This is a genomic window from Nonomuraea sp. NPDC050404 (genome assembly GCF_040655495.1).
Taxonomy (GTDB): Bacteria; Actinomycetota; Actinomycetes; order Streptosporangiales; family Streptosporangiaceae; genus Nonomuraea.
Genome location: NZ_JBFAKB010000027.1, coordinates 1 through 24,924, shown reverse-complemented (window position 1 = coordinate 24,924; position 24,924 = coordinate 1). Strand labels below are relative to the sequence as shown.

The following is a 24,924-nucleotide window of genomic DNA, read 5'->3' as shown; positions in this document are numbered from 1 at the left end:
CCTCAGCGCAATTCGTCCCGCGCCGCTTCGAACAGTTGGTCCTGTAGCTCTTCGAATCGGTCCTGCTCGGGCAGTACGCCCTGAGCATTTTGCAGGATCAGGTCCTGGAAGCTGCCCATGCCGCCGTAGAGCCTGAGGATTTTTCGGACCGCGTACTGAAGCAGCTCGGGCGAGTCACGCTCGTGCTCGCGTGCCTCCTCCACCTCCAGGGTCAGGCGCCGTAGACCCATGGCAATGGACACGTAGCGGCCGCCGAGGCCTTCCAGCAGCTCAATGAGGGCGAGCAGCGCGGCGTGCAGCCGGTCCTCCTCTAGTGGAGCGGCCATGAGCCCACCACCTCCACTCCGGGGATCTCCCGGATGTTGGGGATGTAGATCTGATCTGTGCCACCCATGTACCAGGAACCCTGACTCGCGACCTCTCCTTCGAAGACTTTCACACCCGCGGGGACCTTGACCGCGTAGCCGGTGTCAATGATGCACTCCTCGCCGGTCTGCCACACCGGTGGGAGGGCCTTGTCGATGCGCGCCTGGATCTCCCCCACCGGTTTTTGCACGGAGAACCACCGCCCCAGGGCCTCGGTGTGGATGCCGGCCCGGTAGAGGACGGTGTCCTCCTGCAGAATGCGCGTCGTATAGCGGCCTCCGACGAAGTTGGCGGCGGTCCTGGGATCCAGGACGTCGTCCCCGCCCGGCACACCGTAGGGAGCCAGTCCCAGGGGGTCGGCGGCGGTGAGTGGGTTGGGGACGAACGCGTAGGGGTTCGGGCCGGGGGACAGGCCCAGGGGGTCGCTGCTGGTGTAGTGGGCGGTGACTGGGTCGTAGTGGCGGAAGACGTTGTAGTGGAGGCCGGATTCCTCGTCGGCGTACTGGCCGGAGAAGCGCAGCGGGCAGTCCGCGCCGGTGGACAGGGTGCCGAGGTCGGTGCCCCATAAGGTGTGGCGGGTGCGCCAGGCCAGGTCTCCGTCGGGGGTGATGAGCTCGGTGGGGGTGCCGAGCAGGTCGGTGGCGATGGCGTAGAAGGCCCGGTCGATCTGGTCCTGCGGGATGCGTTCTGTCTGGGTGAGGGGGCGCAGGGTGCCGGGTTGGAAGTCCCAGGTGGTGGTGCGCCCGGCGGTGGACTGTTCGGCGAGGGATGGGCCGTCCCAGGTGAAGTCGATGCGGCCGGTGCCATCGGCGCGTTCCTTGGCGATGCGGCGGCCCAGGGCGTCGTACAGGTAGCGCCAGGTCTGGCCGTCCGGGGTGCGCACCTCGGTCAGGCGGTCGTCGGCGTCCCAGGTGTAGTGCCAGGTACGCGTGCCCTTCGACAGGCCCCTGCGGCGGCGCAGGACGACCCTGCCCTGGTCGTCGTACTCGTAGCGGTCCTGCCCCGCCCTGCGGATCAGGGTGCCGTTGTAGGCGCGTTCGCCCTGGTCCGGTGAGGGGGTGGCCCAGGAGGCATGGGTGATCTGGCCGGCCGGGTCGTAGGCGTAGCGTTCGTCGAAGCCGTTGCCGTGCACCGCCGTGACGCGGCCGGCCGGGTCGAGGTCGAAGCGGCGGCGGCCGGACAGCAGGTCGTCGATGGCGGTCACGTGACCGTCGGCGCGGTAGTCGTAGCCGCGGCGCTGGCGGATGCGGCGGGCGGAGGGTTGCGACCCGACGCTCCAGGTGTGCGTGCGCAGGCGGGAGTCGGGGTCCCATTCGCTGGACAGGGTCAGGTCGGGGCCTTCGCGGCGGGTGGTCTCCCGGCCGGCCTGATCGTGCGCGAAGCTGATGCGGTCAGCCTGATCGTGCGTGGAGCCCATGCGGTTGGGCTGATCGTGGGTGGGGCCGATGCGGCGGGTGGTTTCGCGGCCGGCTGGGTCATGCGTGAAGCTGATGGTGTGTCCGCCCGTGTGCAGGGCCCGCGGCAGGTCGCGGTGGTCGTACTCCCACCGGCTCTGCGCGCCCGAAGGGGTACGGCGCAGCACGCGGCGGCCGAGCCGGTCGTAGGCCGTGGTGACGGTGGCGCCGTTGCAGGTCTCGGCGATGACCCGGCCCTGCTCGTCACGGTCGAGGCGCAGGTCGGCGTCGGAGTTGACGGCTCTGATCAGGCGGCCGAGCGCGTCGTGCTCGAAGGTGGCCACCCGGTCGCCGGAGCGCTGGGCGCTGATCCTGCCGAGCAGGTCGCGGTCGTAGCGGGTGCTCTCCCCCGCGCCGTTGACGCGTTCGACCAGTTGCCCTGCCGCGTCGCGGCCGTAGGTGAGGCGGCGGTCGTTGAAGTCGGTCTCGGCGGCCAGGCCGCCGGCCGGGTCGAACTCGTAGCGCCAGATCAGCCCGTGCGGGTTGGTCACCGTGACGAGCCGCAGTTCGGTGTCGTAGCCGAACTCCAGGCGGGCGCCGTCGGGCGCGGTCCTGACCATCGGCAGGTCGAAGGGGCCGATCTCGGTACGGGTGACCTGGCCGAGCACGTCGAGGTGCTCGATCTGGTTGCCCTCGGCGTCGTACCGCCAGTGCTCGGTGGCGCCGCCCGGCAGCGTGCGGGCGGCGGGCAGTCCCTCCACGGTCCAGGCCAGGCGGGTGGTGCCGCCCAGCGGGTCGGTGACGGCGACGACCCGGCCGAAGGCGTCGCGCTCGTAGCGGGTGACGGCCTGCGCCGGGTCGGTGACCGCCACCGGCAGCCCCGCCGCGTCGCAGTCCACCCGCCAGGTGTGCTCCGAGGCGTTGGTGAAGCCCGCCAGGCCGCCGTGGGCGTGGTAGGCGTACCGGGTGGCGGCCTGCGTCCCGTCCGCGCGCTCGGTGAGCAGGTTGCCGGGGCCGTCGTACTCGCGGAGGTGGGTACGCCCGTCGAAGTCGACGATGGTGACCGGCAGTCCGAGAGGGTCGCGGACCAGGCGTGCCACGGCGCCGTCCGGCCGGACGATCGAGGTCAGCAGGCCGTGCTCGTCGTAGGCGTAACGGTCGGTGCGGCCGAGTGGGTCGGTGCGGGCCAGCAGGTGGTCGTGGCGGTCCCACTCGTAGTGGATGCTCCGGCCCAGCGGGTCGGTCTCGCGGACGACCTGGAGAAGTTCGTTGTGGTGGTACGCGGTGACGTGGCCGAGGGAGTCGTGGGCCTCGGTGACGCCGTCGCCGTAGGAGATCCGGGTGTCGAAGATCCCGTCGGAGCCGTGGCCCTCGACGCATCGGCCCCGGTCGTCGTAGGTGTAGGCGTACCAGGTGCCGATCCGGTCGGTCCACCGCGTCATCCGGCCCTGCTCGTCGTAGGTGAAGCGCAGCGGCAGGCCGGAGGAGTTGATCACTTCGGTGAGGTTGCGGTGCTCGTCGTAGCCGTAGGCGACGAGCGTCTGGCCGGCCTCGCGCAGCCGGATCGCCACGATCAGGCCGGCGTGCGTCTCGATGTCGAGGTGGTAGCCGCCGGAGTGGGCCGCCTCAACCGGCATGCCGTCCGCATAGCGCAGGTCGATGCGGTTGCCGTTGCGATCGGTGATCGCGGTCAGCGGCAGCACCTCGGCCGCCTCGGAGACGGCTTTGAAGTGCAGGGTCTGGCCGGTGGCTGGGTCCGTCACCTGGTAGCCGTCGTCGCCGTCGCGGGTCAGCGGCAGCCGTGGCCCCTCCTCCGGCAGCACGGACTCCCCATCGACCTCGGGGTGCGGGAAGCTGAGCAGCGCGCCGGTGGCCAGGGCCAGGCACACGCCCTCGTCGTCGATCTCCAGCCGCTGGTCGAAGGTGGAGGCCCAGGACGGGCCGAACCACCGGCCGACCTGGTAGGTCGACAGGTGGACCCGCTCCAGCACCAGCGGCAACACCCCGGGCAACGCGAAATCCTGCTGCGGCAGCAGCACGGTGCCGGTCGGGAAGTGCACCGGGTCCTTGCTGAAGAACTGCCTGGTCTTCTGCCAGGCCGTACCCGCCGCCGTCGAGGCCCGGCCCGCACCCCCGGCCAGCGTCCCACGGAGCCCGGCCCCGGTCATGGCGGTGGCGCCCGCCGGAATTCCGGTCCGGAACAGCCCCATCGTGGCGCCGCCCCCGGCGCGCACCCCCGCCGCCACCCCGCCCAGCGCGGCGACCGCCTTGGCGCCCTGCGCCAGCATCCCCACCTGACGGCCGCCGGGGAACATGCCGATCCCGTCGAGCACGACCTGCCCGAGACTCGCCTTGCCCTGCCGGTACTTGTTCAGCGTGTCCGCGAAGACCACCGCCCCGGCCACCACCGCGGCCCCCAGCAGCAGCGCCCCCGCCACTCCACCCGTGCCGATGATCAGCACCGCGATCCCGGCCACCATGGCCACGTTGCGGGCCAGGTTGACGAAGTCGTCCCAGGACCGGAACGGCGTGGAGACCGTGTCCCACGCCTTCTCCAGCCAGGTCTTGTTCTGGATGCCGCTGCCCTGCAGCGCCCGCTCGATCTCCTCGACCGCCCGCGTCTCCGCCTCGCCCCGCAGCCCGGCCGCCTCATCGGCGATCCGCCGTGCCCGGCCCCGATCCGCGTCCGCGTTCCGCGCCCGTGTCACCGCGGGCCGCACCGCCGCCTGCACCGCGGGGTCGGCCGTGGCCACCGCCGACTCCACCTCGGCCAGGCTGCCGGTGGCCGCCGTGGCGGGGAGTTGGGCCCGTACCTCGCGCAGGGCGCCCTGGTACTGCGCGTCCGCCGTCTGCCCCTGTCGCAGCGCCGACCCGGCCTGGGTCTTGGCCTGCTCCAGGCTGCCGGCGTACGACCGCAGCGCGGTGCCCGCACCCCGGTAGGCCCTGGCCAGCTTGGCCAGCTCCGCGGGCAGCACGGCCAGCGCCTCGGTGTAACCGGCCGCGTAGTCGCCGCGCATCCGCAGGGCCGAACTGCCGCCGGAGACCGTGTTCAGCCGGGCGGTGTTGTCCTCGGCCAGCTTCGCCTGGTCGAGCAGGCGGCCGGCCAGCGCGCGCACCTGCGCCGGATCGCCCGGCGCGGGGTCGCCCGTCAGTCCGAGAGTTTCCCAGCCACCCGGCATACGATCACCCGCTTCGCCGACCCCTGATGGGGTGTCGCGGGGTTGTACGCAGCCGCCGAAGCCCAGGGTTCAACGGCGCCGGGCCTCAGCCGGTCAGCTTGGTCGGCCTCAGCCGGTCAGCCTGGCCGGGTGACGAGGATGCCGTCGTCGTCGGAGAAGAGTTCGGCGCCGGGGTGGAAGACGACCTCGCCGAAGGTGACGGGGACGTCCCGTTCGCCGGTGCCCTGCTTGCCGCTCTTGCGGGGGTTGGAGCCGAGCGCCTTGATGCCCAGGTCCAGCTCACGCAGCGCCACGACGTCCCGGACGGCGCCGTTGATCACCACTCCGGCCCAGCCGTTCGACACGGCCAGGCCGGCGATGAGGTCGCCCATCAGCGCGGTGTGCAGCGAGCCGCCGCCGTCCACGACCAGCACCCGGTTCTGCCCCGGCTCGCCGAGGATCGACTTGAGCAGCGCGTTGTCCTCGTGGCAACGAACGGTCACGATGGGCCCGGCGAAGGCCCGGCGGCCGCCGTACTGGCGTAGTTGCAGGTCGCAGGAGTCGAGCCGGTCGCCGCGCTCGTCGTACAGGTCGGCGGTGACGATGGTCACGGTGGGAAACCCTTTCTAGGCGGGATCTGGTTCGGGGTGGTGCTTGCGCAGGCGCCAGGCGGCCTGGGCGCCGAGGCTGGTGTCGATGTGCTCGCGCATGACGGCCGCCGCCGACTCGGTGTCGCCCGCGATCACGTACTCCAGCAGGCTCTCATGTTCGGCGGCCTTGCGGTCGCGGGCGGCCTGGCCGCGCTCGACCTCCAGGGCCAGGCGGCGGTAGCGGTCGGCCTTGTCCCACAGACCGTCGAGGGTCTGGATGAGCAGGTCGTTGTGCGAGGCGGAGTAGAGCGCCGTGTGGAACTTGCGGTGCGCGACGAGCTGCTCGTAGGCGGGGTTGCCGGGCAGCGGTCTGAGGCCCTCGTGGGCGGCGCGCATGGCGGCGATGTCGGCCTTGGTACGGCGTTCCGCGGCCAGCGCGACCGCCATGGGATCGAGCGAGCGGCGCAACTCCAGCAGGTCGCGGGCCTCCTCGGCGGCCAGCGGCGCCACCCGGGCGTCGCGGTGGGCGTCGAGTTCGACCAGCCCTTCGCTTTTGAGCCGGCGCAGCGCCTCGCGCAGGGGCGTGGTGCTGATGCCGATCTCGCGGGCGAGCTGGGCCTGCGCGATGACGGAGCCGGGGAGCAGCGCCCCGGACAGGATCAGCTCCTTGACCCGCAGGTAAGCGAAGTCCGCCTTGGTGGTGTAGAGCTCAGCCGGTGATTCGCTCATCGCTGTCCTGTCTCGTGATCCGATGACCGTTATAACCTACACCGCAATCCCACTTTGTCGAGAAGAGTCACCTCCAAGTTGGACATCCCACGTCAGCCGTACAGCCGCCGCTATAAGGCGTTAAGGAGGCTCGAAGCGTTACATTCCGGAAACGGGGGGTTGACGTCATAGGTTATAACGAAGCAAAGTGTGCGGCACCACAGGCGGCAGGCCGGTCGGCCTCGCCTGGTTTAGGAGGTAGCACATGACCACCTTCCACCCCCCTTTCCGCGCCCTCGGCGCCGCCATGCTCGCGTTCGGCCTGCTCACGGCATGCGGTGGCGGCGGCGGTGAAGCACAGCGAGAGCCGCCGCCGAACCAGATCGCGACGGGCAAGGCCCCGTCGTACTACCCGGCCGAGTACGCCCGGCTCATGGAGACGGCCAAGAAGGAGGGCGGCACCCTCACCATCTACTCCAACACCGACCAGGAGAACTGGGCGCCGATCTTCCGCGACTTCCAGAAGAAGTACCCCTGGGTGACGAAGATCGCGGCCAACAACCTCGACAGCGACGAGGTGTTCCAGCGGGTGCTCAGCGAGCAGGCCACCGGCGGCTCGCCCGCCGACCTGGTGGTGTCGAACGCCGCGCAGGCGTGGGCCGACTTCGCCGCCCGGCCGGGGACGCTGCTGGAGTACGACTCGCCGGAGCAGGACAAGCTGCCGGACTTCGGCGAACTGCTGCCCGGCGTGTACGCGATGTCGATCGACCCGCTGTCGATCGCGTACAACACCTCGTTGTTGCCCGAGAAGCCGACCGGCCTGAAGAGCCTGGCCGCGATCCTGGCCAAGGACCCCGCCCAGTACAAGAGCAAGATCACCACACGGGACGTGAGCGGCGCGTTCGGCTTCACCGTCTCGCACGCCTTCGCCGGCGCCCGCCCGGACTCCTGGGCCTCGCTGCAGTCGGTGCTCCCCCTGGCCAGGCCGGAGACCTCGTCCGGCACGCAGATGGAGAAGATCATCTCCGGCGAGTACGTGGCCGGCTTCTTCGTCAGCGCCGCCCCGGCCTATCCGGTGGTGGCCAAGAGCGGCGGCCTGCTGGAGATCTCCTTCCTCGACGACGGCACGGTCGCGCTGCCGCGCGGCGTCGGCATCGCCGCCAAGGCGCCGCACCCGGCCACCTCCAAGTTGTTCGTGGACTTCCTGCTCTCGCAGGAGGGCCAGCGGGCGGTGGCCGAGGGCGGGCTCACCTCCTACCGCGACGACGTCAAGGACGCCGACGGGCTGCACACCTACCAGGAACTGGAGAAGGCCGTGGGTGAGGCCAACGTGATTCTCGCCAAGTACGAGAAGGTCCCCGACGCCGAGGTCAAGGCGTTCACCGACAAGTGGAACGGCCTGCTCGGCCGCTGAGAGGAACGCGATGACCACCCTGTCCCCTTCGCGGCCGCCCGCCCATCCCCCGCCGCGCTACCGCCGGCCGCTGGGCCTGCCCAGGGAGAACTGGTTGCAGTACGGCGTGCTGCTCCTGCTGGCCGTCCTGGTCCTGGCGCCGGTGGTGCCGACGTTGTACCAGTCCTTCCTCGACCGCCCCCTGTACGAGGCCGGCGGCATCCTCGGCGCCGGCAACTACGTGCGGCTGTTCACCGAGGCGGGATTCGGCCGGGTCGTGCTCAACACGGCGCTGTTCGCGGCGCTGACCACCGTGCTCAGCCTGCTCATCGCGGTGCCGATGGCCGTGGTCGTGGTGCGCACGAGGCTGCCCGGCGGGCGCGTGTTCGCCGCCGCCATGCAGTGGCCGTTCTTCATCTCCTCGCTGATCCTCGGCTTCGGCTGGATCACCATGTACGGCCCCGCCGGATTCGTCAGCGTCGAGGTGCGCCGCCTGCTCGGCTTCCTGCCGTGGAACCTGTACTCCATCCCCGGCATGGCGCTCACCGAGGCCGTGGCGCTGGCCCCGATCGTCTACACCTTCTGCGCCAACGCGCTGCGCCAGAGCGACGCCTCGCTGGAGGCCGCCGCCCAGGTGTGCGGCGCGGGCCCGCTGCGCGTCCTGCGCTCGGTGATCCTGCCGCTGCTGCGCCCGCCCGTCGTCTACAGCTCGATCCTGGTGATCAGCATGTCGGTGGAGACGCTGAGCGTGCCGCTGCTGTTCGGCCAGCCGGTCGGCATCGACGTCTTCTCCACCTTCCTGTACCGCAACGGCCTGCAGTCCATCAACCCGGACTACGGCGTGCTGGGCGCCGCGTCGGCGATCATCCTCGTGGTGACCATCAGCCTGGTCGCGTTGCAGGCCAAGCTGCTGAAGAACGCGCAACGCTTCGTGTCCGTACGCGGCAAGGCCACCCGGCCCCGCCCGCTGGACCTGGGCTGGCTGAAGTGGATCAGCGTCGCCGCCATCACCGTCTATGTCGTGATGGGCGCCCTGATCCCCATCGGCGGGCTGGTGTTCCGCTCCTTCACCCAGGTGTTCACCCCGCTGCAGTCGCCGTTCAGGACCCTCACCGGCGACAACTACGAGCGGATCTTCACCTACCCGGTGTACGTGCAGTCGATCGTCAACAGCCTGCTCGTGGCCGCCATCGGCGCGGTCCTGGTCAGCGCGTTGTCGCTGCTGGCGGTGATGGTGGCGCGCAGGTCGTCGTTCCGCTTCGCCCGCGCGGTGGAGTACCTGGCGCTCGCCCCGCAGGCGATGCCCGGCATCATCGTCGGCATCGGCCTGTTCTGGGCGCTGGCCTTCGCCCCGTTCGGCCTGGGCACGCTGATCCAGGGCACCTTGTGGGCGCTGATCATCGGGTTCGGGCTGCGCGCGCTGCCCAGCGGCTTCGGCTCCATCTCGCCGTCGATCATGCAGATCGGCCGCGAACTCGACAACGCCGCCCGCGTCTCGGGGGCCGACTGGGTGCGTACGTTCACCCGCATCCTCGCGGCGCTGCTGCGGCCCGCCTTCGCCGGGGCGCTGATCCTGACGTTCGTGACGCTGCTCAAGGAGTACTCGCCCGCGGTGTTCCTCGCCTCGGCCGAGACCAACATCATCGGCACGACCATGCTCGAACTGTGGGTGCAGGGCAACACCGGCTCCGTCGCCGCGCTGGCCAGCCTGCAGATCGCCATCACGGCGACCTTCGTCGGACTCGCCGGGCTACTCCTCAAGGGACGTGACAACAATGCCTGAGGTCAAGGTCACCCACCTGGCCAAGCAGTTCGGGGAGAACGCCGTACTGCGCGACATCACCTTCACCATCGCCGACGGCGAGTTCTTCACCCTGCTCGGCCCCAGCGGCTGCGGCAAGTCCACCACGCTGGCGTGCATCGCCGGACTGGAACGCCCCACCGGCGGCAGCATCACGGTCGGGCCGGCCACCTTCGCCAGCGCCGGCACGTTCGTGCCGCCCGAGGGCCGCAACCTCGGCATGGTCTTCCAGTCGTACGCGCTGTGGCCGCACATGACCGTCGCCCAGAACCTGGCCATGCCGCTCAAGATCCGCAAGGTCGACCGGCGCGAGCAGGACACGCTCATCGCCGAGGTCCTGGACAAGGTGGGCCTGGCCGAGCTGAGGGACCGCTACCCGCACCAGCTCTCCGGCGGCCAGCAGCAGCGCGTCGCCCTCGCCCGCGCCCTGGTCTACTCCCCCAGCGTGCTGCTGCTCGACGAACCCCTGTCCAACCTGGACGCCAAGCTCCGCGACCAGGCCCGCGCCTGGCTCAAGCGGCTGCAGGCCGACCTCGGCATCACCACCGTGTACGTCACCCACGACCAGGAGGAGGCCCTGGCGCTCAGCGACCGCATCGCGGTGATGTCCAAGGGCGACATGGTGCAGATCGGCACCCCCGAGGAGATCTACGAGAGGCCCGCGACCGCCGAGGTGGCCGCCTTCGTGGGCCGCTGCAACTTCCTGCCCGGCCGGGTGAGCGGCCCCGGCGAGGTGCGGCTGGACTGCACCGGGCAGACCATCACCGTCCCCGGCGACCTGCCCGGCCAGGGCGGTGTCACGGTGGCGATCCGCCCGGAACGACTGGAGGTCCTCCCGGCCGGCCGCACCGCGCCCGCCGGCGTCAACGTGCTCACCGCCGAGGTGCTCACCAGCTCCTACGTCGGCTCCCGGCACGAGTACGACCTGCGCCTGGGCGACCACGTCATCCAGGCCGAGACCACCCGCCCCGGCCTGACCGGCGAGGTCACGCTCCTCGCCGAGCCCGCCGCCTGCCTGCTCTACCCCACCACCGACGCCCTGCCCCAGGACGTCGAAGCGCTCATCGCACAGTAAGGACTCACGTGACCTCCTACCGTCTTGGCGTACTCGAAGGCGACGGCATCGGCCCCGAGATCGTCCCCGCGGCCGTCCAGGTAGTGGACGCCGCACTCGCCGCCGCGGGAGCGGCGCCCGCCGAGTGGGTGGACCTGCCCCTGGGCGTCTCGGCCATCGGCACGCACGGGGACGCCGTACCGGAATCGACGCTGACCGCGCTGGAAGGGCTGGACGCCTGGCTGCTAGGCCCGCACGACAGCGCCGCCTACCCCGAGCCGCACCGCTCCAGGCTCAACCCCAGCGGCACCATCCGCAAGCGCTTCGACCTGTTCGCCAACATCCGCCCGGCCAAGTCCTTCGACGGCGCCGACGCCGTCGTCCCCGGCACCGACCTGGTCATCGTCCGCGAGAACACTCAGGGCTTCTACGCCGACCGCAGCACCTACAAGGGCACCGGGGAGTTCATGCCGACCCCCGACGTGGCCATCGCGATGGGCATCATCACCAGGCCGGCGGTCGAGCGGATCGCCGTCGAGGCGTTCGAGCTGGCCACCCGCAGGCGCGGCAGGCTCACCATCGTGCACAAGGCGAACGTGCTGAAGCTGACCACCGGCCTGTTCCGCGACGTCTGCCACGAGGTCGCCGCCCGCTACCCGCAGGTGAGCGTGGACGACTTCCACATCGACGCGATGACCGTGCACCTGGTACGGCGGGCGGACGACTTCGACGTCATCGTCACCGAGAACATGTTCGGCGACATCCTGTCCGACCTGACCGGCGAGATCGCCGGATCGCTCGGCATCGCCCCGTCCATCAACGCCTCCCACGAACGCGCCATGGCCCAGGCCGCCCACGGCTCCGCCCCGGACATCGCCGGGCGCGACCTGGCCAACCCGATCGCGATGATCCTGTCCAGCGCCATGCTGCTGGACTGGCTCGGCGCCCGCCACCAGGACCCCGCCCTGGCCGGGGCCGCCACGCTGATCGAGACGGCGGTCGCCGACACCGTACGGTCCGGCACCAGCACCAGGGACATGGGCGGCACGGCGGGCACCCGCGCGTTCGCCGAGGCCGTCGCCGCCGGTGTGAAGCGATGACCCGCACGAGTCCGGAAGCGACGACCCGCACCGATCCGGAAGTGGGGCCCCACACGAGCCGCACGGATCCGGAAGCGACGCCCCGCACGGTCGCGGTCGTCGCGGTCGTCAACGCCACCCCCGCCTCCATGCGGCCCGCCGACGACGGGCTCGGCGAAGGTTTCCCCGAGGCCACCGCCTGGCACCTGCTGGACGACCGGCTCGTCACCGAGGCCGACGCGGCCGGTGGCATGACTCCCGCGCTGATGCGCCGCATGCTGGCCCTCATCGACTACGCGGTCCGCGGCGGCGCCGACGCGGTGCTCCTGTCCTGCTCCATGTACGGCCCCGCGGCCGAGGTGGCGCGGCGGTTGCACGAGGTGCCGGTCACGGGCTCGGACGAGGCGATGTTCGCCGAGGTAGCCCGGCGGCGGCCCGGCAGGGTGCTGGTGCTCGGCTCGCTCGCCTCGGCGGCGGCGGACTCCGCGCGGCGGCTCGGGCAGGTGGCGCACGGCGTGGGAGTACGCGCGATCTCGGCCCCAGGAGCCGTCGCAGCGGCCACCGCCCAGAACTGGCCGGACCTGACCGACGCGCTCACCCTGGCCGCCCGGCCCGCCCTGGACGGGGCCGACCTGGTGCTGCTCGGGCAGTACTCGATCAGCCCGGTCCGCGCCGACCTGGCCGACCGGCTCGGCGTCCCGGTGCTGAGCCCGCCACTGGCGGCGGCCACGGCACTGCGCCAGGCCCTGAACTTCGGGACGCGGACCTTCGGGGCACGGACATGATCCCGCCGTCCGAACTGATCTCCTTCGGGGCCGCGGTCCTGGCCTCGCTCGGCGTCCCGGAGCCGGACGCCCGGCTGGTGGCCGACAGCCTGGTGACGGCCGACGCGTGGGGGCATCCCTCGCACGGCATGTTGCGCCTGGAGTGGTACGCCGACCGCCTGCGTTCCGGCGTCATGCGCGCGGTGACCGACGTGGCGACCGTGATCGACGGCGGCGCGGTGGCCGTGCTCGACGGCCGCGACGGCGTGGGGCAGGTCGTCACCGCGCACGCGGCCCGCGACGCCGTACGCAGGGCCGGCGAGCACGGCGTCGGCGTGGTGGCGGTCCGCAACGGCAACCATTTCGGCACCGCCGCCTACTTCACCCGCATGATCGCCGACGAGGGCTGCGTCGCCCTGCTCACCACCAACGGCAGCCCCGCGATGGCACCGTGGGGCGGCAGGGAGAAGAGCGTGGGCGCCAACCCCTGGTCGATCGCGGTGCCCGGCGGCCGGCGCGGGCCCGTCGTGCTCGACATCGCGGGCACCACGGTCGCCCGCGGCAAGATCTACGCCGCGCTGGAGCGGGGCGAGTCCATCCCCGAGGGCTGGGCCCAGACGGCGGACGGCTCCCCCACCACCGATGCCCGGCGGGCCATCGACGGGCTGATCCTGCCCATGGCGGGGCACAAGGGGTATGGCATCTCGTTCATGATGGATGTGCTGTCCGGCGTGCTGACCGGCGGTTCGTACGCGGCCGACGTGGCGGGGCCGTACGTGCCCGACCGCCGCAGCGGCTGCGGCCACCTGCTGCTGGCGCTGCGCCTGGACGCGGTGGCCGATCCCGCCGACTACGCCCACCGGCTCGACGACCTGATCGACCGCACCAAGGCCGTGCCGCTCGCGCCCGGCTTCGACGAGATCTTCTACCCGGGCGAGATCGAGGACCGCAACGCAGCGCGGACCGCCGTCACCGGCGTACGGCTGCCCGGCAGAACCCTCCGCGACCTCGAACGCCTCGCCCAGTCCTGCGCGATTTCACGACCCACCTGGCTGAGCACCGCATGACCAGCCACGACCACCCCGTATCGCTGCGAGGGCCAGACCTGTGACCGATCACCTCGCGGTGGGATCCCGCCGCTACCGTTTCCACCCCGTGGACGCTCCCGGGCGGCTGCCGTACAGCCTGCGCATCATGCTGGAGAACCTGCTGCGCCACGGCGCGCCGGCCGGGCAGGTGCGGGCGCTGACCGGATGGGAGCCGCGCGCGGAGCGTGGCGCGGCCGTGGGCCTGCACCCCGCCCGGGTGTTCCTGCACGACACCAACGGCGTGCCCGCGCTCGTGGACCTGGCCGCCATGCGCGACGCCATGGCCGCGCTCGGCGGCGACCCCGAGCTGGTCAACCCGGCCATCCCCGCCGAGCTGGTCGTGGACCACTCCATCATCGCCGACGTCTTCGGCCGCCCGGACGCGCTGGCGCGCAACGCGGAGCTGGAGTACGAGCGCAACGCCGAACGTTACCGCTTCCTGCGCTGGGGTCAGGCGTCGCTGCGCGGCTTCACCGTGGTGCCGCCGGGCAAGGGCATCATGCACCAGATCAACGTGGAGCACCTGGCCCGCGTGGTGATGAGCCGCGACGGGGAGGTGTACCCGGACCTGTGCCTGGGCACCGACTCGCACACCACGATGGTCAACGGGCTCGGCACGCTCGGCTGGGGCATCGGCGGCATCGAGGCCGAGGCGGCGATGCTCGGGCAGTCGGTGTCCATCCCCGTCCCCGACGTGGTGGGGGTGCGGCTGCACGGCGAGCTGCCCGTCGCCACCACCGCGACCGACCTCGTGCTGACCCTCACCGAGCTGCTGCGCGCCCATGGCGTGGTCGGCAAGATCGTCGAGTTCCACGGTCCGGGCGTGACGGCGCTGCCCGTCACCGACCGGGTGACGCTGTCCAACATGAGCCCCGAGTTCGGCTCCACCGCCGCGCTGTTCCCCATCGACGCCGAGACCATCCGCTACCTGCGCTTCACCGGCCGCCCCGACGAGCACGCCGACCTGGTCGAGGCGTACGCCAGGGCGCAGGGGTTGTGGCACGACCCCGGCGCGCCGCCCTCCTACACCGCCGACCTCGATCTCGACCTGGCCACCGTCGTGCCGTCCATCGCCGGGCCCCGCAGGCCGCAGGACCGCATCCCCCTCGGCACGGCCAAGAGCGCCTTCCGCGCGCAGGAACATCCGCCCGTCCCGCCGGGGCGGGAGATCACGCACGGGACCGTCGCCATCGCCGCCATCACCTCCTGCACCAACACCTCCAACCCCTCCGTCATGGTCGCCGCCGGGCTGCTGGCCAGGAATGCCGTGGCGCGCGGCCTGCGCGCCAAGCCCTGGGTGAAGACCACCCTGTCGCCCGGCTCCCGCGTCGTCATGGACTACTACGCGGAGGCCGGCCTGACCTCCGCGCTGGAGCTGCTCGGCTTCACCCTGGCCGGGTTCGGCTGCATGACCTGCATCGGCGCCTCGGGGCCGCTCGTGGAGGAGGTGTCCACGGCCGTGGCCGAGCACGACCTGGACGTCGCCGCCGTCCTGTCCGGCAACCGCAACTTCGAGGGCCGGATCCAGCCCGAGGTCCGCTCCAACTACCTCGCCTCCCCGCCGCTCGTCGTCGCCTACGCCCTGGCCGGCACGGTGGACGTGGACCTCACCACCGAACCTCTCGGGACCGATCCCGGCGGCCGTCCCGTCTACCTGCGCGACCTGTGGCCCACGCCTGGCGAGGTGCGTGCCGTCGTCGATGAGGTGATCCGCCCGGAGATGTTCAGCCGCGCCTACGCCGACGTCCTCGAAGGCGACGAGCGGTGGCGGCGGCTGGACGTGTCCGGCACGGCCACCTATCCGTGGGATCCCGGCTCCACGTACGTGCGCCGCGCTCCCTACCTCGACGGCATGTCACCGCAGCCGCCGCCCGTCACCGACATCACCGGCGCCCGCGTCCTGGTCATGCTGGGCGACTTCATCACCACCGACCACATCTCGCCGGCCGGCGCGATCCTCCCGTCCAGCCCCGCCGGACGTTACCTGGCCGGGCTGGGGGTGCCTCGCCACCAGCTCAACACCTACGCCTCCCGGCGCGGCAACCACGAGGTCATGATGCGCGGCGCGTTCGCCAACGTCCGCCTGCGCAACCTGCTCGCCGGCGGGGCCGAGGGCGGTCTCACGCCCGACTTCCTCGACGGCGGGCGTCTGACCAGCGTGTACGAGGCGGCCCGCGCTTACCAGACCGCCTCGGTGCCGGCCATCGTGCTGGCCGGAGAGGGGTACGGCGCCGGTTCCTCCCGCGACTGGGCCGCCAAGGGTCCGGCGCTGCTCGGCGTGCGGGCCGTCATCGCTCGATCCTACGAGCGCATCCACCGCTCGAACCTGGTCGGCATGGGCGTGCTCCCGCTGCAGTTCCTCCCCGGCCAGGGGCCCGGCGAGCTCGGCCTGACCGGGCACGAGACCATGGCCGTCACCGGGCTCGGCGGACCGGACCTCCCGCAGGAGGTGACCGTGACGGCCGACGGGATCACCTTCCGGGCGCGCGTCCGCCTGGACACGCCGCGCGAGGCCGACTACTACCGGCACGGCGGCATCATGCCGTACGTCCTGCGCCATCTGATTTAAACGGTTTCCGAAGGGATTCGCAAGGGCTTCACCCGGACGTTGACTTGCGCGGACCGCTGTGGTCCGATGACGTCCACGTAAACGGTTAAACCCTTCTGACCCCCCATCGATGGCCGGGCCCGTCGCGCCTCGGGAAAGCGCTTGCCGGGCTCGGCCCGCGAGGAGTTGATCCCGTGGTTGACATCAGCCGACGTGCCATGCTGGCCACCACCGCCGGTGGTACAGCTGCGGCGCTGGCCTTCCGGGGCGCGAGCCCGGCCGCCGCGCGTACCGCCGCCGTGCCGTCCGATCTGAGCGGTCATGACCCCGTCGACTTACGGTGGCTGGAGGGCGGCAGCCCGGCCGAGGTGACCGGCGGCACGACGTGGGGCGTGCCGTGGCCGCGTGGCGCGTTCGCCCCCGGCCAGCAGTTCTCGCTGACCACCGGCGCGGGTGCGCAGGTGCCGGTGCAGTCGTGGCCGACCGCATGGTGGCCGGACGGCTCGGTGAAGTGGACCGCCCACGCCGTCAGCGGCGCCGGTCCGCGCGCGGAGACGTACCGGCTGAGCGCAGGCGCCCCGGCCACGCCCGCCGAACCGATCACCGTCGGGACCGACGGCGGTCAGGTGACCGTGGACACCGGCGTGATCACGGTGGTGTTCGCGCGCGGCGGCGACCACGTCGTCGAGTCCATCAGCCGGGGTGAGACGGTCATCGCCAAGGACGGCCGCCTGGTCGCCTCCCGCCAGGACAAGCCCGAGGAACCCGGCAAGAGCGAGTCGTTCACCGGCCGCGTCTCCTCGGTCAAGGTCGAGCAGAGCGGCCCGGTGCGGGCGGTGGTCAAGGTGGAGGGCAGGCACAAGAAGGGGCGGCGCGAGTGGCTGCCGTTCACCGTGCGCTTCTACCTGTACGCGGGCTCCGACGCCATCCGGGTCGTGCACACCTTCGTCTACGACGGCAACGAGAACAAGGACTTCCTCAACGGCCTCGGCGTGCGGTTCGCGGTGCCGATGCGCGGCGAACCACACAACCGGCACATCCGGCTCGCGGGCGAGGGCAACGGCGTGCTGGCCGAGGCGGTACGCGGCATCACGGGGCTGCGCCGCGATCCGGGCGCGGCGGTCCGGCAGGCGCAGGTCACGGGCAAGGCGACTCCGGACCCCGCCACCTGGGACCAGCGCGTCACCACCCGCCTGCACTGGATCCCGGCCTGGGGCGACTACAGCCTGCGCCAGCTCACCGCGCACGGCTTCGAGATCCACAAGCGCACCAAGGAGGGCCACCCCTGGATCAGGGTGGACGGCGGCCGGCGCGCCTCCGGGCTGGCCTACCTGGGCGGACCGACCGGCGGGCTGGCGTTCGGCATGCGCGACTTCTGGCAGCTGCACCCGACCGAGCTGGAGATCACCGGCGCCGCCACCGACGAGGCCACGGCCACGGTCTGGATGTGGTCGCCCCGGGCGGGCGCGATGGACCTGCGGTTCTACCACGACGGCATGGGCCAGGACACCTACCCCGAGCAGCTCGACGCCCTGGAGATCACCTACGAGGACTACGAGCCCGGCTTCGGCACCCCGTACGGCGTCGCCCGCACCACCGAGCTGACCTTCTGGGCCCTGGAGGCCACCCCCACGGCGGAGCGCTTCGCCCGGCTCGCCGCCGCCAACGCCACCCCGCCCCTGCTGATCAGCCCGCCGGCGCACAACCACGCGGCGGGCGTGTTCGGCTCCTGGACCCCGGTGGACCGGTCGGTCCCGGCGAAGGCCGCGATCGAGGACAAGCTCGACCTGATGCACAAGTACCACCGCGAGCAGGTCGATCAGCGCTCCTGGTACGGGTTCTGGGACTACGGCGACGTCATGCACGACTACGACCGCGACCGGCACGTGTGGCGCTACGACATCGGCGGCTACGCGTGGGACAACTCGGAGCTGTCCACCGACCTGTGGCTCTGGTACCACTACCTGCGCACCGGGGATGCCAAGGCGTACCGGTTCGCCGAGGCGATGACCCGCCACACCAGCGAGGTCGACATGTACCACCTGGGCAAGTGGCGCAACCTGGGCACCCGCCACGGCGTCCAGCACTGGGGCGACAGCGCCAAGCAGGTCAGGATCAGCAACGCCGGCTACAAACGCTTCTACTACTTCCTGACCGCCGACGAACGCATCGGCGACATCCTGCACGACCTGGTGGACTCCGACCGGAGCTTCCTCGTGCTGGACGCCGGCCGCAAGCTCGGCGACGGCGTGTTCGACCCGGACCCGAAGGCGCTCGACGTCGGGCAGACCACCAGTTGGAGCGCCCTGGCGCTGGCGTGGCTGACGGAGTGGGAGCGCAACGGCGATCCGGCGGTCCGTACCAAGCTGGTCAACAGCGTCACCTCGATCGCCGCGCTGCCCAACGGCTGGGTGCAGGCCGGCGTCAAATACAACCTGCACGACGGCCGCTACTCCTCGGCGCCGGAGAAGTCGGTGAGCGTCGGCAGCCTCAGCTCGGTCTTCGGCCTCATCGAGGTGATGGACGAACTGCTCGGCCTGATCGACGACGCGGCCGTGAAGGCGAAATGGGTGGAGTTCTGCCGCCTGTACAATGCCACCAAGGAAGAGCAGCAGGCGGTCACCGGATCGAACTGGGGCAACCTCAACCTCCGCCAGGCCTACTCCAGGGCCACCGCCTACGCGGCCGTGCAGCTGAACGACCAGGCCCTGGCCAAGCGGGCCTGGCAGGAGCTGCGTACCGGCCACGCCGGCTACCCCGACGACCACCCGTTCACCGCCACGCGCGTCGAGCGGCCCGCCGTGCTCAACCCGGTCGATGAGGCGCAACTGGGCACGAACGCCAGCGCCCAGTACGGCCTGGCCGCCATCCAGTGCCTCGCGCTCGTGGGCGAGCACATCTGACGACGGGTCACACCGCGAGGCGTCGCGGCCTCGCGGTGTGCCGGGCGTCAGTACCTGATCTTCGGCCGGGGCGGGGCGGTCATGCCGTGGCCCAGGAAGTAGTCGACGTTACTCGCCTGCAGATAGCCCTTGAGGGTCATGCCGTTGCGGTAGGCGGGGTTGTGGGCGAGGGTGTACAGCCGGGTGCCGGTCGGCCGGTCGGTGGTGAAGATGATCAGTTCGTCGAACTCGGGGCTGGTCAGCACCACCTCCTCACGCCAGTCGCCGAAGATGTCGGCGATCAGGTGCGGGTAGACGGAGTTGCCCAGGGCGGTGACCGCGCCGTACTCGGAGGTCGTCACCACCCGGGGCAGCGTGGCGGGCGGGGCCGGGTTGGCGGGGTCCCACTTCTCGATGCGGGCGTCGCGCCGCTCGGGGAACGGGTCGGCGTTGTACAGCTCCCGCAGCAGGTCACCGTCCCACCACACGCCCATGTGCGGCCACGGCTGCTTGGTGGTGTCGGGTTCGGCGAGCCGGTTCGACGGCGCGTTGTAGAGGCCGGTGGGCCTGCCCTGCTCGTAGTTCACCTCGCCGTTGATCGACCAGGTCTCCATGCCGGGGAAGCGGGGATCGATGTCGGCGACCATGCCACGGCCCGCGTCGGCGCCGGGTTCCGCGCTGCCGTGCTTCCAGATGATCTTGCCGTCGGCGGCGCCGTAGTAGTAGTCGAGCAGCCCCTCCGGGTGGTCCTGCTGGATGCCGTAGCCCTCCAGGCCCGGATGGCCGGGGTCGATGTCGGCGATGAACCACCGGTCGCCGTGCCGGATGCCCTGCGGGGCGAGGCTGTAGCGCAGGGTGCCGTCGCCGTTGAGCAGGAACCCGATCTCGCCGACCTCGTCCTTGCCGTCGCCGTCCACGTCCACGATGCGGGTGTTGTGGCCGTCTGGGAGGTCCTGGTCGCCGCGCAGGAACTTCCACTGGTTCGTCAGGGCGCGGCCGTCGTACTTCCAGGCGGTGTACATGAGGTTGAAGTCGCCACTGCCGATGCGGTTCTTCATGTACGCGACCAGGCTCGGCGTCCTGCCGTCCAGGTAGCCGACGCCGAAGCGGGCGTACAGCGGGCCGTCGGCGAGGTAGTCGCCGGGGACGGGGGCGATGGCCTTGGGCGCGCCGGTCCTGCCGTCGAGGATGGCGATGGACTGGCGGACGTCGTCGCTCTCGGTGTGCTTGCTGCCGTCGCCGAAGGTGACGCCGTCGGCGACCCGGATGGCCACCTCGGCGCGGCCGTCGCCGTCGAGGTCGTAGACCGTGACGCCGTCGTTGTGGCCGACGTCCACGGTGGCCGAGCCGCCCTCGATGTTGTTCTGGTCGACGCTGTTGGGGCCCAGGTCCATCTCCCACAGCAGCCTGCCGTCACTGCGGTAGGCCTCGATCTTCTGCGGCGCGGTCTGCCGGTCCACGACGTAGTCGTAGGCGCCGTCGCCGTCGAGGTCGCCGACCCAGACGAACTTGATCCGCCCGCCCTCGCGCAGCGGGACCCGTACCACCGGCTCGACCGCGTGGCCCGCCGTCAGGGTGAACGGCCTGCTCGGCGGCTGCTTCCCGGGCCGTACCCGATAGCGGTTGGACCTGCTCAGGTCGGCGGTGGTGTCCACGTAGTTGGTGCCGCCGGTGAGGACCTCGCGGTTGAGCCTGCGGTACGGGCCGCCGTCGGTGGAGCGCTCGACGTCGAAGCCGAGGCCCTTCGGGTCGAGCCCGAGCAGCCGCCAGCTGACCAGCACCTCCTTCTCGCCCGACCGCACGGCCACCACGCCGCGGTCCAGCCGCTCCATGACCCGCCCGCCCTCCGCCGGAGTGGAGGCCGCCGGTCCTGCCGCTGTCCCGAGTACCAGGCCGGTCAGGGCGCAGAGCATCAGTGTTCTGCGGCTGCCGCGTCGAAATCGTGCCGTCATCGACTTCCTTCCCGAGTGCCGGGCCACATGTTGAAACGTTTACTCTGCTGGATCCCAACATGGGAGGTCTCTGCCGTCAAGAGCGGGATGCAAACGCTTTACTAGGATGCGAGCCCGCAGTTCGCGGTCCTCGGCGAACGCGCGCCAGCCCATGGGGGGGTGATGTGGTGCAGGCGGTCGTCGTCGAGGATCTCGCGGCACTGCCACAACCGTCCCTGGTTCGAGCCCTCCATCGCCGCCAGGTACCGCAGGGCCGTCCAGCGTACGGGGGCGCCGCCCGGGACCTCCGCCCACAACGTCCACCGGGCCGTCGTGGGATCCCCGGTGAGGCGGTACAGGGCGTGCGCGGCCTCGACCCGGACGGCCGGGTCCCGGTGGTGGAGGAGGTCGCGCAGGCGGCCGGCGAGGGTGACGGCGGCGGCGAGCGGCTCGGTCACCGCGCCGCACACCACCGGGTCGGGGTCGTCCAGCAGCGCCGCCGAGGCCGCCGCGTGCTCGCCTGACGTCGGCTCCGCCGCGTGCGCCGCTTCGTGCGGGTGCGCGAGTTCAACGCCGGCGGCCGGCGGGCCGGGCTACGATTTTGGGGTCGGGGAGGCGTACGCGTCCTGGTGGGCGCCGCGGTCTTCAAAACCGACGAGGCCGAGAATCCCGGCCTGGCGGGTTCGATTCCCGTCCGCCTCCGCCATCGCTCATGTCGTCGTGAGCGGTGTCCTCTCGTGCCCCCGACCCTGATCCCACTTCTCTCAACCGACGACGAGCGTTCCTGGCCTCTCAGCCGACGACGAGCGTTCCTGGCCTCTCAGCCGACGACGAGCGTTCCGGTCTCTCAGCCGACGACTCAACCGATGACGAGCGCCGCCTCTCCTGCCGAGAGGAGTTCGCCGATCACCGGAGCGCCCGGGATCTCCCCGGCGACGAGCAGCCCGCCGGAGGTCTGGGCGTCGGCCAGAAGCAGGCGGTCGTCCTCGCCGACGCCGCCGCGCCACCGCGTGTGCGGCAGGACCCACTCCAGGTTGCGGCGGGTGCCGCCGCTGACGAAGCCGTCCCGTACGGCCTCGCGGGCCCCGTCGATGTAGGGCACCGCGGCCGGGTCGACGCGCACGGTCACCCCTCCGGCCCTGGCCAGCTTGTACGCGTGACCGAGCAGCCCGAACCCGGTCACGTCCGTCGCGCAGCGCGCCCCCGACCGCAGCGCCGCCCGCGCGGCGTCCCTGTTCAGGGTCGTCATCACCGCGACCGCCTGCGCGAACCACTCCCCCGTGACCTTGTGCCGGTTGTTCAGCACGCCCACCCCGAGCGGCTTGGTCAGCGACAGAGGCAGCCCCGCGCGTCCGGCCTCGATCCTGAGCAGCCGGTCGGGGTCGGCGGTCCCGGTGACGGCCAGGCCGTACTTCGGCTCAGGATCGTCGATGCTGTGCCCGCCGGCCAGGTGGCAGTTCGCGGCGCGGGCCACGTCCATGCCGCCGCGCAGCACCTCCGTGGCCAGTTCCATCGGAAGTGTCCCGCGCGGCCAGCCCAGCAGGTTGATGGCCACCAGCGGCGTGCCGCCCATCGCGTAGACGTCGGACAACGCGTTGGCCGCCGCGATGCGTCCCCAGTCGTAGGCGTCGTCAACGACGGGCGTGAAGAAGTCGGAGGTCAGGATCACCGCGGTGTCGCCGCTCAGCCGTACGGCGGCGGCGTCGTCACCATGGTCGAGCCCGACGAGCAGCTCATGACCGTTCTCATGGCCGTTCTTCGCCTCCGCGGGCTCGGTCAGGCCCGCCACCATCCGCTCCAGCTCACCGGGAGGGATCTTGCAGGCACACCCGCCGCCATGCGCGAACTGCGTCAACCGGATCGCCGCGCCGCCCGTCCCCGGATGGAACGTCATCGCCCTCTCCCCACCCACGGGACCAACCGCGGACAAGTGCCTGCCGACAGAGAAGAAATTTACTCCGCGACGCGGCGGCTTGGCGAGTAGGAGGGGCTTGGCTAACAGGAGGGGCTTGGCGAGTAGGAGGGGCTTGGCGGGCAGGAGGTGGCCGCCCGGTCGCTGGAGGAGGGGCTTGGCGGGCAGGAGGTGGCCGCCCGGTCGCTGGAGGAGGGGCTTGGCGGGCAGGAGGTGGCCGCCCGGTCGCTGGAGGAGTGCGGCCGGGCGGGCACCGGCTCAGCGTGCGGGCGAGCCGTTCAGGTCCTTCGCCTCTTCGTCCTCGATCTGCTGGTTCCACTCCCGCTTGGAGGACTGCCAGCCGTCCTCGTCACGGCCGAGCCGCCAGTAACCGGAAATGGACAGCTGCTCCAGCGGCAGGCCCTGCTCCACGCGCAGGTAGCGTCGCAGTTCCTTGACGAAGGTGGCCTCGCCGTGGACGAAGGCGTGCACCGTGCCGTCGAGGAACTTCGCCTCCCGCACCGCGCGTACCAGCGCCTCGCCCACCGGCCGGTCGGCGCGGTGCAGCCAGACGATCTCGGCGTCGCAGTCCGTCGGCAGCGCCTGCTCCTCGGCGGCGTCCGCCACCTCGATGAAGACCTTGGCGGGCGCGCCGGCGGGGACCCGCTCCAGCGCCGTGGCGATGGCCGGCAGCGCGCTCTCGTCGCCGGCGAGCAGGTGCCAGTCCGCCTCGGCGCTGGGCGCGTACGCGCCGCCGGGGCCCAGGAAGCGCAGCACGTCGCCCGGCCGGGCCCGCATCGCCCACGGCCCCGCGAGGCCCTGGGAGCCGTGGACCACGAAGTCGATGACCAGCTCCAGCGCCTGCGGATCCCAGGAGCGTACGGTGTAGGTTCGGGTCGTCGGCCACTGCTCGCGGGGCAGTTCGGCACGGATGACACCCATGTCGAACGGTTCCGGATAGGTCACCCCGGGCACGGGGAACAGCAGCTTGACATAGTGGTCGGTGAACTCGCCCGCGCTGAACCCGGCGAGTCCCTCGCCGCCGAGCACTACACGGATCATGTGCGGGCTGAGCTGCTCGGTGCGCAGCACCACGCCGGTGGTGCACTTGGGTGCGCGCCGTACCGTTTCGGTCGCCATGGGGACTCACTCCCTTTCGGTAATTAGGCAAGCCTAACTTAACCACCAAGGCTAGTGGGTCAGTTGTTCTGTTCTTACCGATCCTTCGCGGGAAGTGTCGGTGCGGTCGGGCAGAGTGGCCGCCATGGGATCGAACCTTGGGACTGTGGTGGTCACCGGCGCGGCCGGGCGCGTCGGGTCGGCGGTGCGGGCCGGATTGCGCGGCGAGGTGGAGCGGCTGGTGCTGCTCGATCGGGTCGCCCTCGACGCGCGGTCGCCGTCGGAGGAGGTCCGGCGGGTTGACCTGCGCGACGCCGAGGCCGTGACGGCGGCTCTGGCGGGCGCCGACGCGGTGGTGCACCTGGGCGGGGTCCCTGGCGAGGCGCCGCTGCCCGACCTGCTGGACGGCAACGTCCTGGGGACGCACAACGTGCTGGAGGGCGCGCGCCGGCAGGGGGTCGGGCGCGTGCTGCTCGCCAGCAGCAACCGCCTGACCGGCTTCTATCCGGCCTCACAGAGCATCACCGCCGAACTGCCGCCGCGCCCTGACGGCCTGTACGGGGTGAGCAAGGTGGCCGTCGAGGCCCTGGGACGGCTTTATGCGGACAAGTTCGGCCTGTCCGTGGTGTGCCTGCGAATCGGCAGCTTCGAGGACGCGCCCTCCGAGCGCCGCCATCTGGCCACGTGGCTGAGCCCCCGAGACTGCCTCGGGTACGTACGCGCGGCCCTCACCGCCCCCGGCATCCGCTTCACCACCATCTATGCGGTCTCCGCCAACACCCGCCGGTTCTGGGACCTGGAGGCGGGCACGGCACTCGGCTACACGCCCGTTGACGACGCGGAAGCCTTCGCGCCGGGCCTCCCACCGGAGGAGGACTCACCCGACCTGCAGAGCGGCGTGTACGCAAGCGCCGAATACACCCTGCGGCACCTGTGAAAGCCCTGCGTCACGGCCGGGGAGCGCCGTGGTAGTGCGGCAGATCGAGCGGCGGCACAGGGAAGCCACCGGCCGTCGGCTCCTGCGACAGTTGCTCGAACTCGGCGTCCACCTGTGCCTTCCGCTCCTCCTTGCGCCGCTGGTTGACGGTGTCGAACCGCATCCAGATGGCCAGCGCGCCGATCACGACGACCGCGCCGAGCCCGATGCCGAGCGGCGTG

At 71.4% G+C, this 24,924-nt stretch carries 17 protein-coding genes, 1 tRNA gene and 1 pseudogene; 10 read left to right on the top strand and 9 right to left on the bottom strand.

Features of this window, described 5'->3' with window-relative positions:
• Positions 1-2: 2 nt before the first annotated feature.
• The 4 genes from AB0I81_RS49015 to AB0I81_RS49000 form a co-directional block, all read right to left on the bottom strand.
• Positions 3-326 carry a hypothetical protein gene (locus AB0I81_RS49015; protein ID WP_360673491.1) on the bottom strand — a complete coding sequence of 108 codons (324 nt, stop codon included), beginning with the start codon at positions 324-326 and terminating at the stop codon, positions 3-5.
• Positions 311-4,939 carry an RHS repeat-associated core domain-containing protein gene (locus AB0I81_RS49010; protein ID WP_360673489.1) on the bottom strand — a complete coding sequence of 1,543 codons (4,629 nt, stop codon included), beginning with the start codon at positions 4,937-4,939 and terminating at the stop codon, positions 311-313. The genes AB0I81_RS49015 and AB0I81_RS49010 overlap by 16 nt, the downstream gene beginning before the upstream one ends.
• Before the next feature lie 116 nt (positions 4,940-5,055).
• On the bottom strand, positions 5,056-5,529 hold the full coding sequence (rraA, locus tag AB0I81_RS49005; protein WP_360673486.1) for a ribonuclease E activity regulator RraA: 474 nt from the start codon (positions 5,527-5,529) through the stop codon (positions 5,056-5,058).
• A gap of 15 nt (positions 5,530-5,544) precedes the next feature.
• The gene (locus AB0I81_RS49000; protein ID WP_360673483.1) at positions 5,545-6,237 is read right to left on the bottom strand and encodes a GntR family transcriptional regulator; all 693 of its coding nucleotides are present in this window, start codon (positions 6,235-6,237) and stop codon (positions 5,545-5,547) included.
• Positions 6,238-6,481: 244 nt separating this feature from the next.
• Between AB0I81_RS49000 and AB0I81_RS48995 the strand changes: the two genes are divergently transcribed.
• The 8 genes from AB0I81_RS48995 to AB0I81_RS48960 all read left to right on the top strand — a co-directional run bounded on the left by AB0I81_RS48995 (position 6,482) and on the right by AB0I81_RS48960 (position 18,846).
• Positions 6,482-7,630, top strand: coding sequence for an extracellular solute-binding protein (locus tag AB0I81_RS48995; protein ID WP_360673480.1), 1,149 nt, complete (start codon positions 6,482-6,484; stop codon positions 7,628-7,630).
• A 10-nt stretch (positions 7,631-7,640) separates the two neighbouring features.
• Positions 7,641-9,392: an iron ABC transporter permease gene (locus AB0I81_RS48990; protein WP_360673477.1), complete on the top strand. Its 1,752-nt coding sequence runs from the start codon at positions 7,641-7,643 to the stop codon at positions 9,390-9,392.
• The gene (locus AB0I81_RS48985) at positions 9,385-10,485 is read left to right on the top strand and encodes an ABC transporter ATP-binding protein (protein ID WP_360673475.1); all 1,101 of its coding nucleotides are present in this window, start codon (positions 9,385-9,387) and stop codon (positions 10,483-10,485) included. Before AB0I81_RS48990 ends, AB0I81_RS48985 begins: the two co-directional genes overlap by 8 nt.
• 8 nt (positions 10,486-10,493) lie before the next feature.
• On the top strand, positions 10,494-11,564 hold the full coding sequence (locus AB0I81_RS48980) for an isocitrate/isopropylmalate dehydrogenase family protein (RefSeq protein WP_360673472.1): 1,071 nt from the start codon (positions 10,494-10,496) through the stop codon (positions 11,562-11,564).
• On the top strand, positions 11,561-12,328 hold the full coding sequence (locus AB0I81_RS48975) for an aspartate/glutamate racemase family protein (RefSeq protein ID WP_360673469.1): 768 nt from the start codon (positions 11,561-11,563) through the stop codon (positions 12,326-12,328). Before AB0I81_RS48980 ends, AB0I81_RS48975 begins: the two co-directional genes overlap by 4 nt.
• Complete coding sequence (locus tag AB0I81_RS48970; RefSeq protein ID WP_360673467.1) at positions 12,325-13,374, top strand: Ldh family oxidoreductase; 1,050 nt, start codon at positions 12,325-12,327, stop codon at positions 13,372-13,374. The genes AB0I81_RS48975 and AB0I81_RS48970 overlap by 4 nt, the downstream gene beginning before the upstream one ends.
• Before the next feature lie 58 nt (positions 13,375-13,432).
• Positions 13,433-15,964, top strand: a complete 2,532-nt coding sequence (gene acnA, locus AB0I81_RS48965; protein WP_360673797.1) for an aconitate hydratase AcnA — start codon at positions 13,433-13,435, stop codon at positions 15,962-15,964.
• 173 nt (positions 15,965-16,137) lie between these two features.
• Positions 16,138-18,846, top strand: a complete 2,709-nt coding sequence (locus AB0I81_RS48960; protein WP_360673464.1) for a Tat pathway signal sequence domain protein — start codon at positions 16,138-16,140, stop codon at positions 18,844-18,846.
• 47 nt (positions 18,847-18,893) lie between these two features.
• On the opposite strand, the gene AB0I81_RS48955 is transcribed toward AB0I81_RS48960, so the two are convergent.
• Both AB0I81_RS48955 and AB0I81_RS48950 read right to left on the bottom strand, forming a co-directional pair.
• Complete coding sequence (locus AB0I81_RS48955) at positions 18,894-20,777, bottom strand: hypothetical protein (protein ID WP_360673461.1); 1,884 nt, start codon at positions 20,775-20,777, stop codon at positions 18,894-18,896.
• 101 nt (positions 20,778-20,878) lie between these two features.
• Complete coding sequence (locus AB0I81_RS48950) at positions 20,879-21,214, bottom strand: hypothetical protein (RefSeq protein WP_360673459.1); 336 nt, start codon at positions 21,212-21,214, stop codon at positions 20,879-20,881.
• Positions 21,215-21,367: 153 nt separating this feature from the next.
• Between AB0I81_RS48950 and AB0I81_RS48945 the strand changes: the two genes are divergently transcribed.
• Positions 21,368-21,462: transfer RNA gene (locus tag AB0I81_RS48945), tRNA-Sec, on the top strand.
• A gap of 153 nt (positions 21,463-21,615) precedes the next feature.
• Here the strand turns inward: AB0I81_RS48945 and selD are convergent.
• Entirely contained in the window at positions 21,616-22,650 is a 1,035-nt protein-coding gene (selD, locus tag AB0I81_RS48940; RefSeq protein ID WP_360673456.1) for a selenide, water dikinase SelD, read from the bottom strand.
• A gap of 276 nt (positions 22,651-22,926) precedes the next feature.
• The gene (locus AB0I81_RS48935; RefSeq protein WP_360673453.1) at positions 22,927-23,787 is read right to left on the bottom strand and encodes a siderophore-interacting protein; all 861 of its coding nucleotides are present in this window, start codon (positions 23,785-23,787) and stop codon (positions 22,927-22,929) included.
• Between the two features lie 124 nt (positions 23,788-23,911).
• Between AB0I81_RS48935 and AB0I81_RS48930 the strand changes: the two genes are divergently transcribed.
• Positions 23,912-24,703, top strand: a complete 792-nt coding sequence (locus AB0I81_RS48930; RefSeq protein WP_360673450.1) for an NAD(P)-dependent oxidoreductase — start codon at positions 23,912-23,914, stop codon at positions 24,701-24,703.
• A gap of 10 nt (positions 24,704-24,713) precedes the next feature.
• Here the strand turns inward: AB0I81_RS48930 and AB0I81_RS48925 are convergent.
• Positions 24,714-24,924, bottom strand: a pseudogene (locus tag AB0I81_RS48925) (NADH-quinone oxidoreductase subunit H); the annotation flags it as partial.

Bases quoted from the DNA above. Each gene is read 5' to 3' on its own strand.
- AB0I81_RS48935 (WP_360673453.1), bottom strand. From the start codon at position 23,787: ATGGCGACCGAAACGGTACGGCGCGCACCCAAGTGCACCACCGGCGTG.
- selD (WP_360673456.1), bottom strand. From the start codon at position 22,650: ATGACGTTCCATCCGGGGACGGGCGGCGCGGCGATCCGGTTGACGCAG.
- AB0I81_RS49015 (WP_360673491.1), bottom strand. From the start codon at position 326: ATGGCCGCTCCACTAGAGGAGGACCGGCTGCACGCCGCGCTGCTCGCC.
- AB0I81_RS48975 (WP_360673469.1), top strand. From the start codon at position 11,561: ATGACCCGCACGAGTCCGGAAGCGACGACCCGCACCGATCCGGAAGTG.
- AB0I81_RS48930 (WP_360673450.1), top strand. From the start codon at position 23,912: ATGGGATCGAACCTTGGGACTGTGGTGGTCACCGGCGCGGCCGGGCGC.
- AB0I81_RS48955 (WP_360673461.1), bottom strand. From the start codon at position 20,777: ATGACGGCACGATTTCGACGCGGCAGCCGCAGAACACTGATGCTCTGC.
- AB0I81_RS49000 (WP_360673483.1), bottom strand. From the start codon at position 6,237: ATGAGCGAATCACCGGCTGAGCTCTACACCACCAAGGCGGACTTCGCT.
- AB0I81_RS48995 (WP_360673480.1), top strand. From the start codon at position 6,482: ATGACCACCTTCCACCCCCCTTTCCGCGCCCTCGGCGCCGCCATGCTC.
- AB0I81_RS48990 (WP_360673477.1), top strand. From the start codon at position 7,641: ATGACCACCCTGTCCCCTTCGCGGCCGCCCGCCCATCCCCCGCCGCGC.
- AB0I81_RS48970 (WP_360673467.1), top strand. From the start codon at position 12,325: ATGATCCCGCCGTCCGAACTGATCTCCTTCGGGGCCGCGGTCCTGGCC.
- AB0I81_RS49010 (WP_360673489.1), bottom strand. From the start codon at position 4,939: ATGCCGGGTGGCTGGGAAACTCTCGGACTGACGGGCGACCCCGCGCCG.
- AB0I81_RS48985 (WP_360673475.1), top strand. From the start codon at position 9,385: ATGCCTGAGGTCAAGGTCACCCACCTGGCCAAGCAGTTCGGGGAGAAC.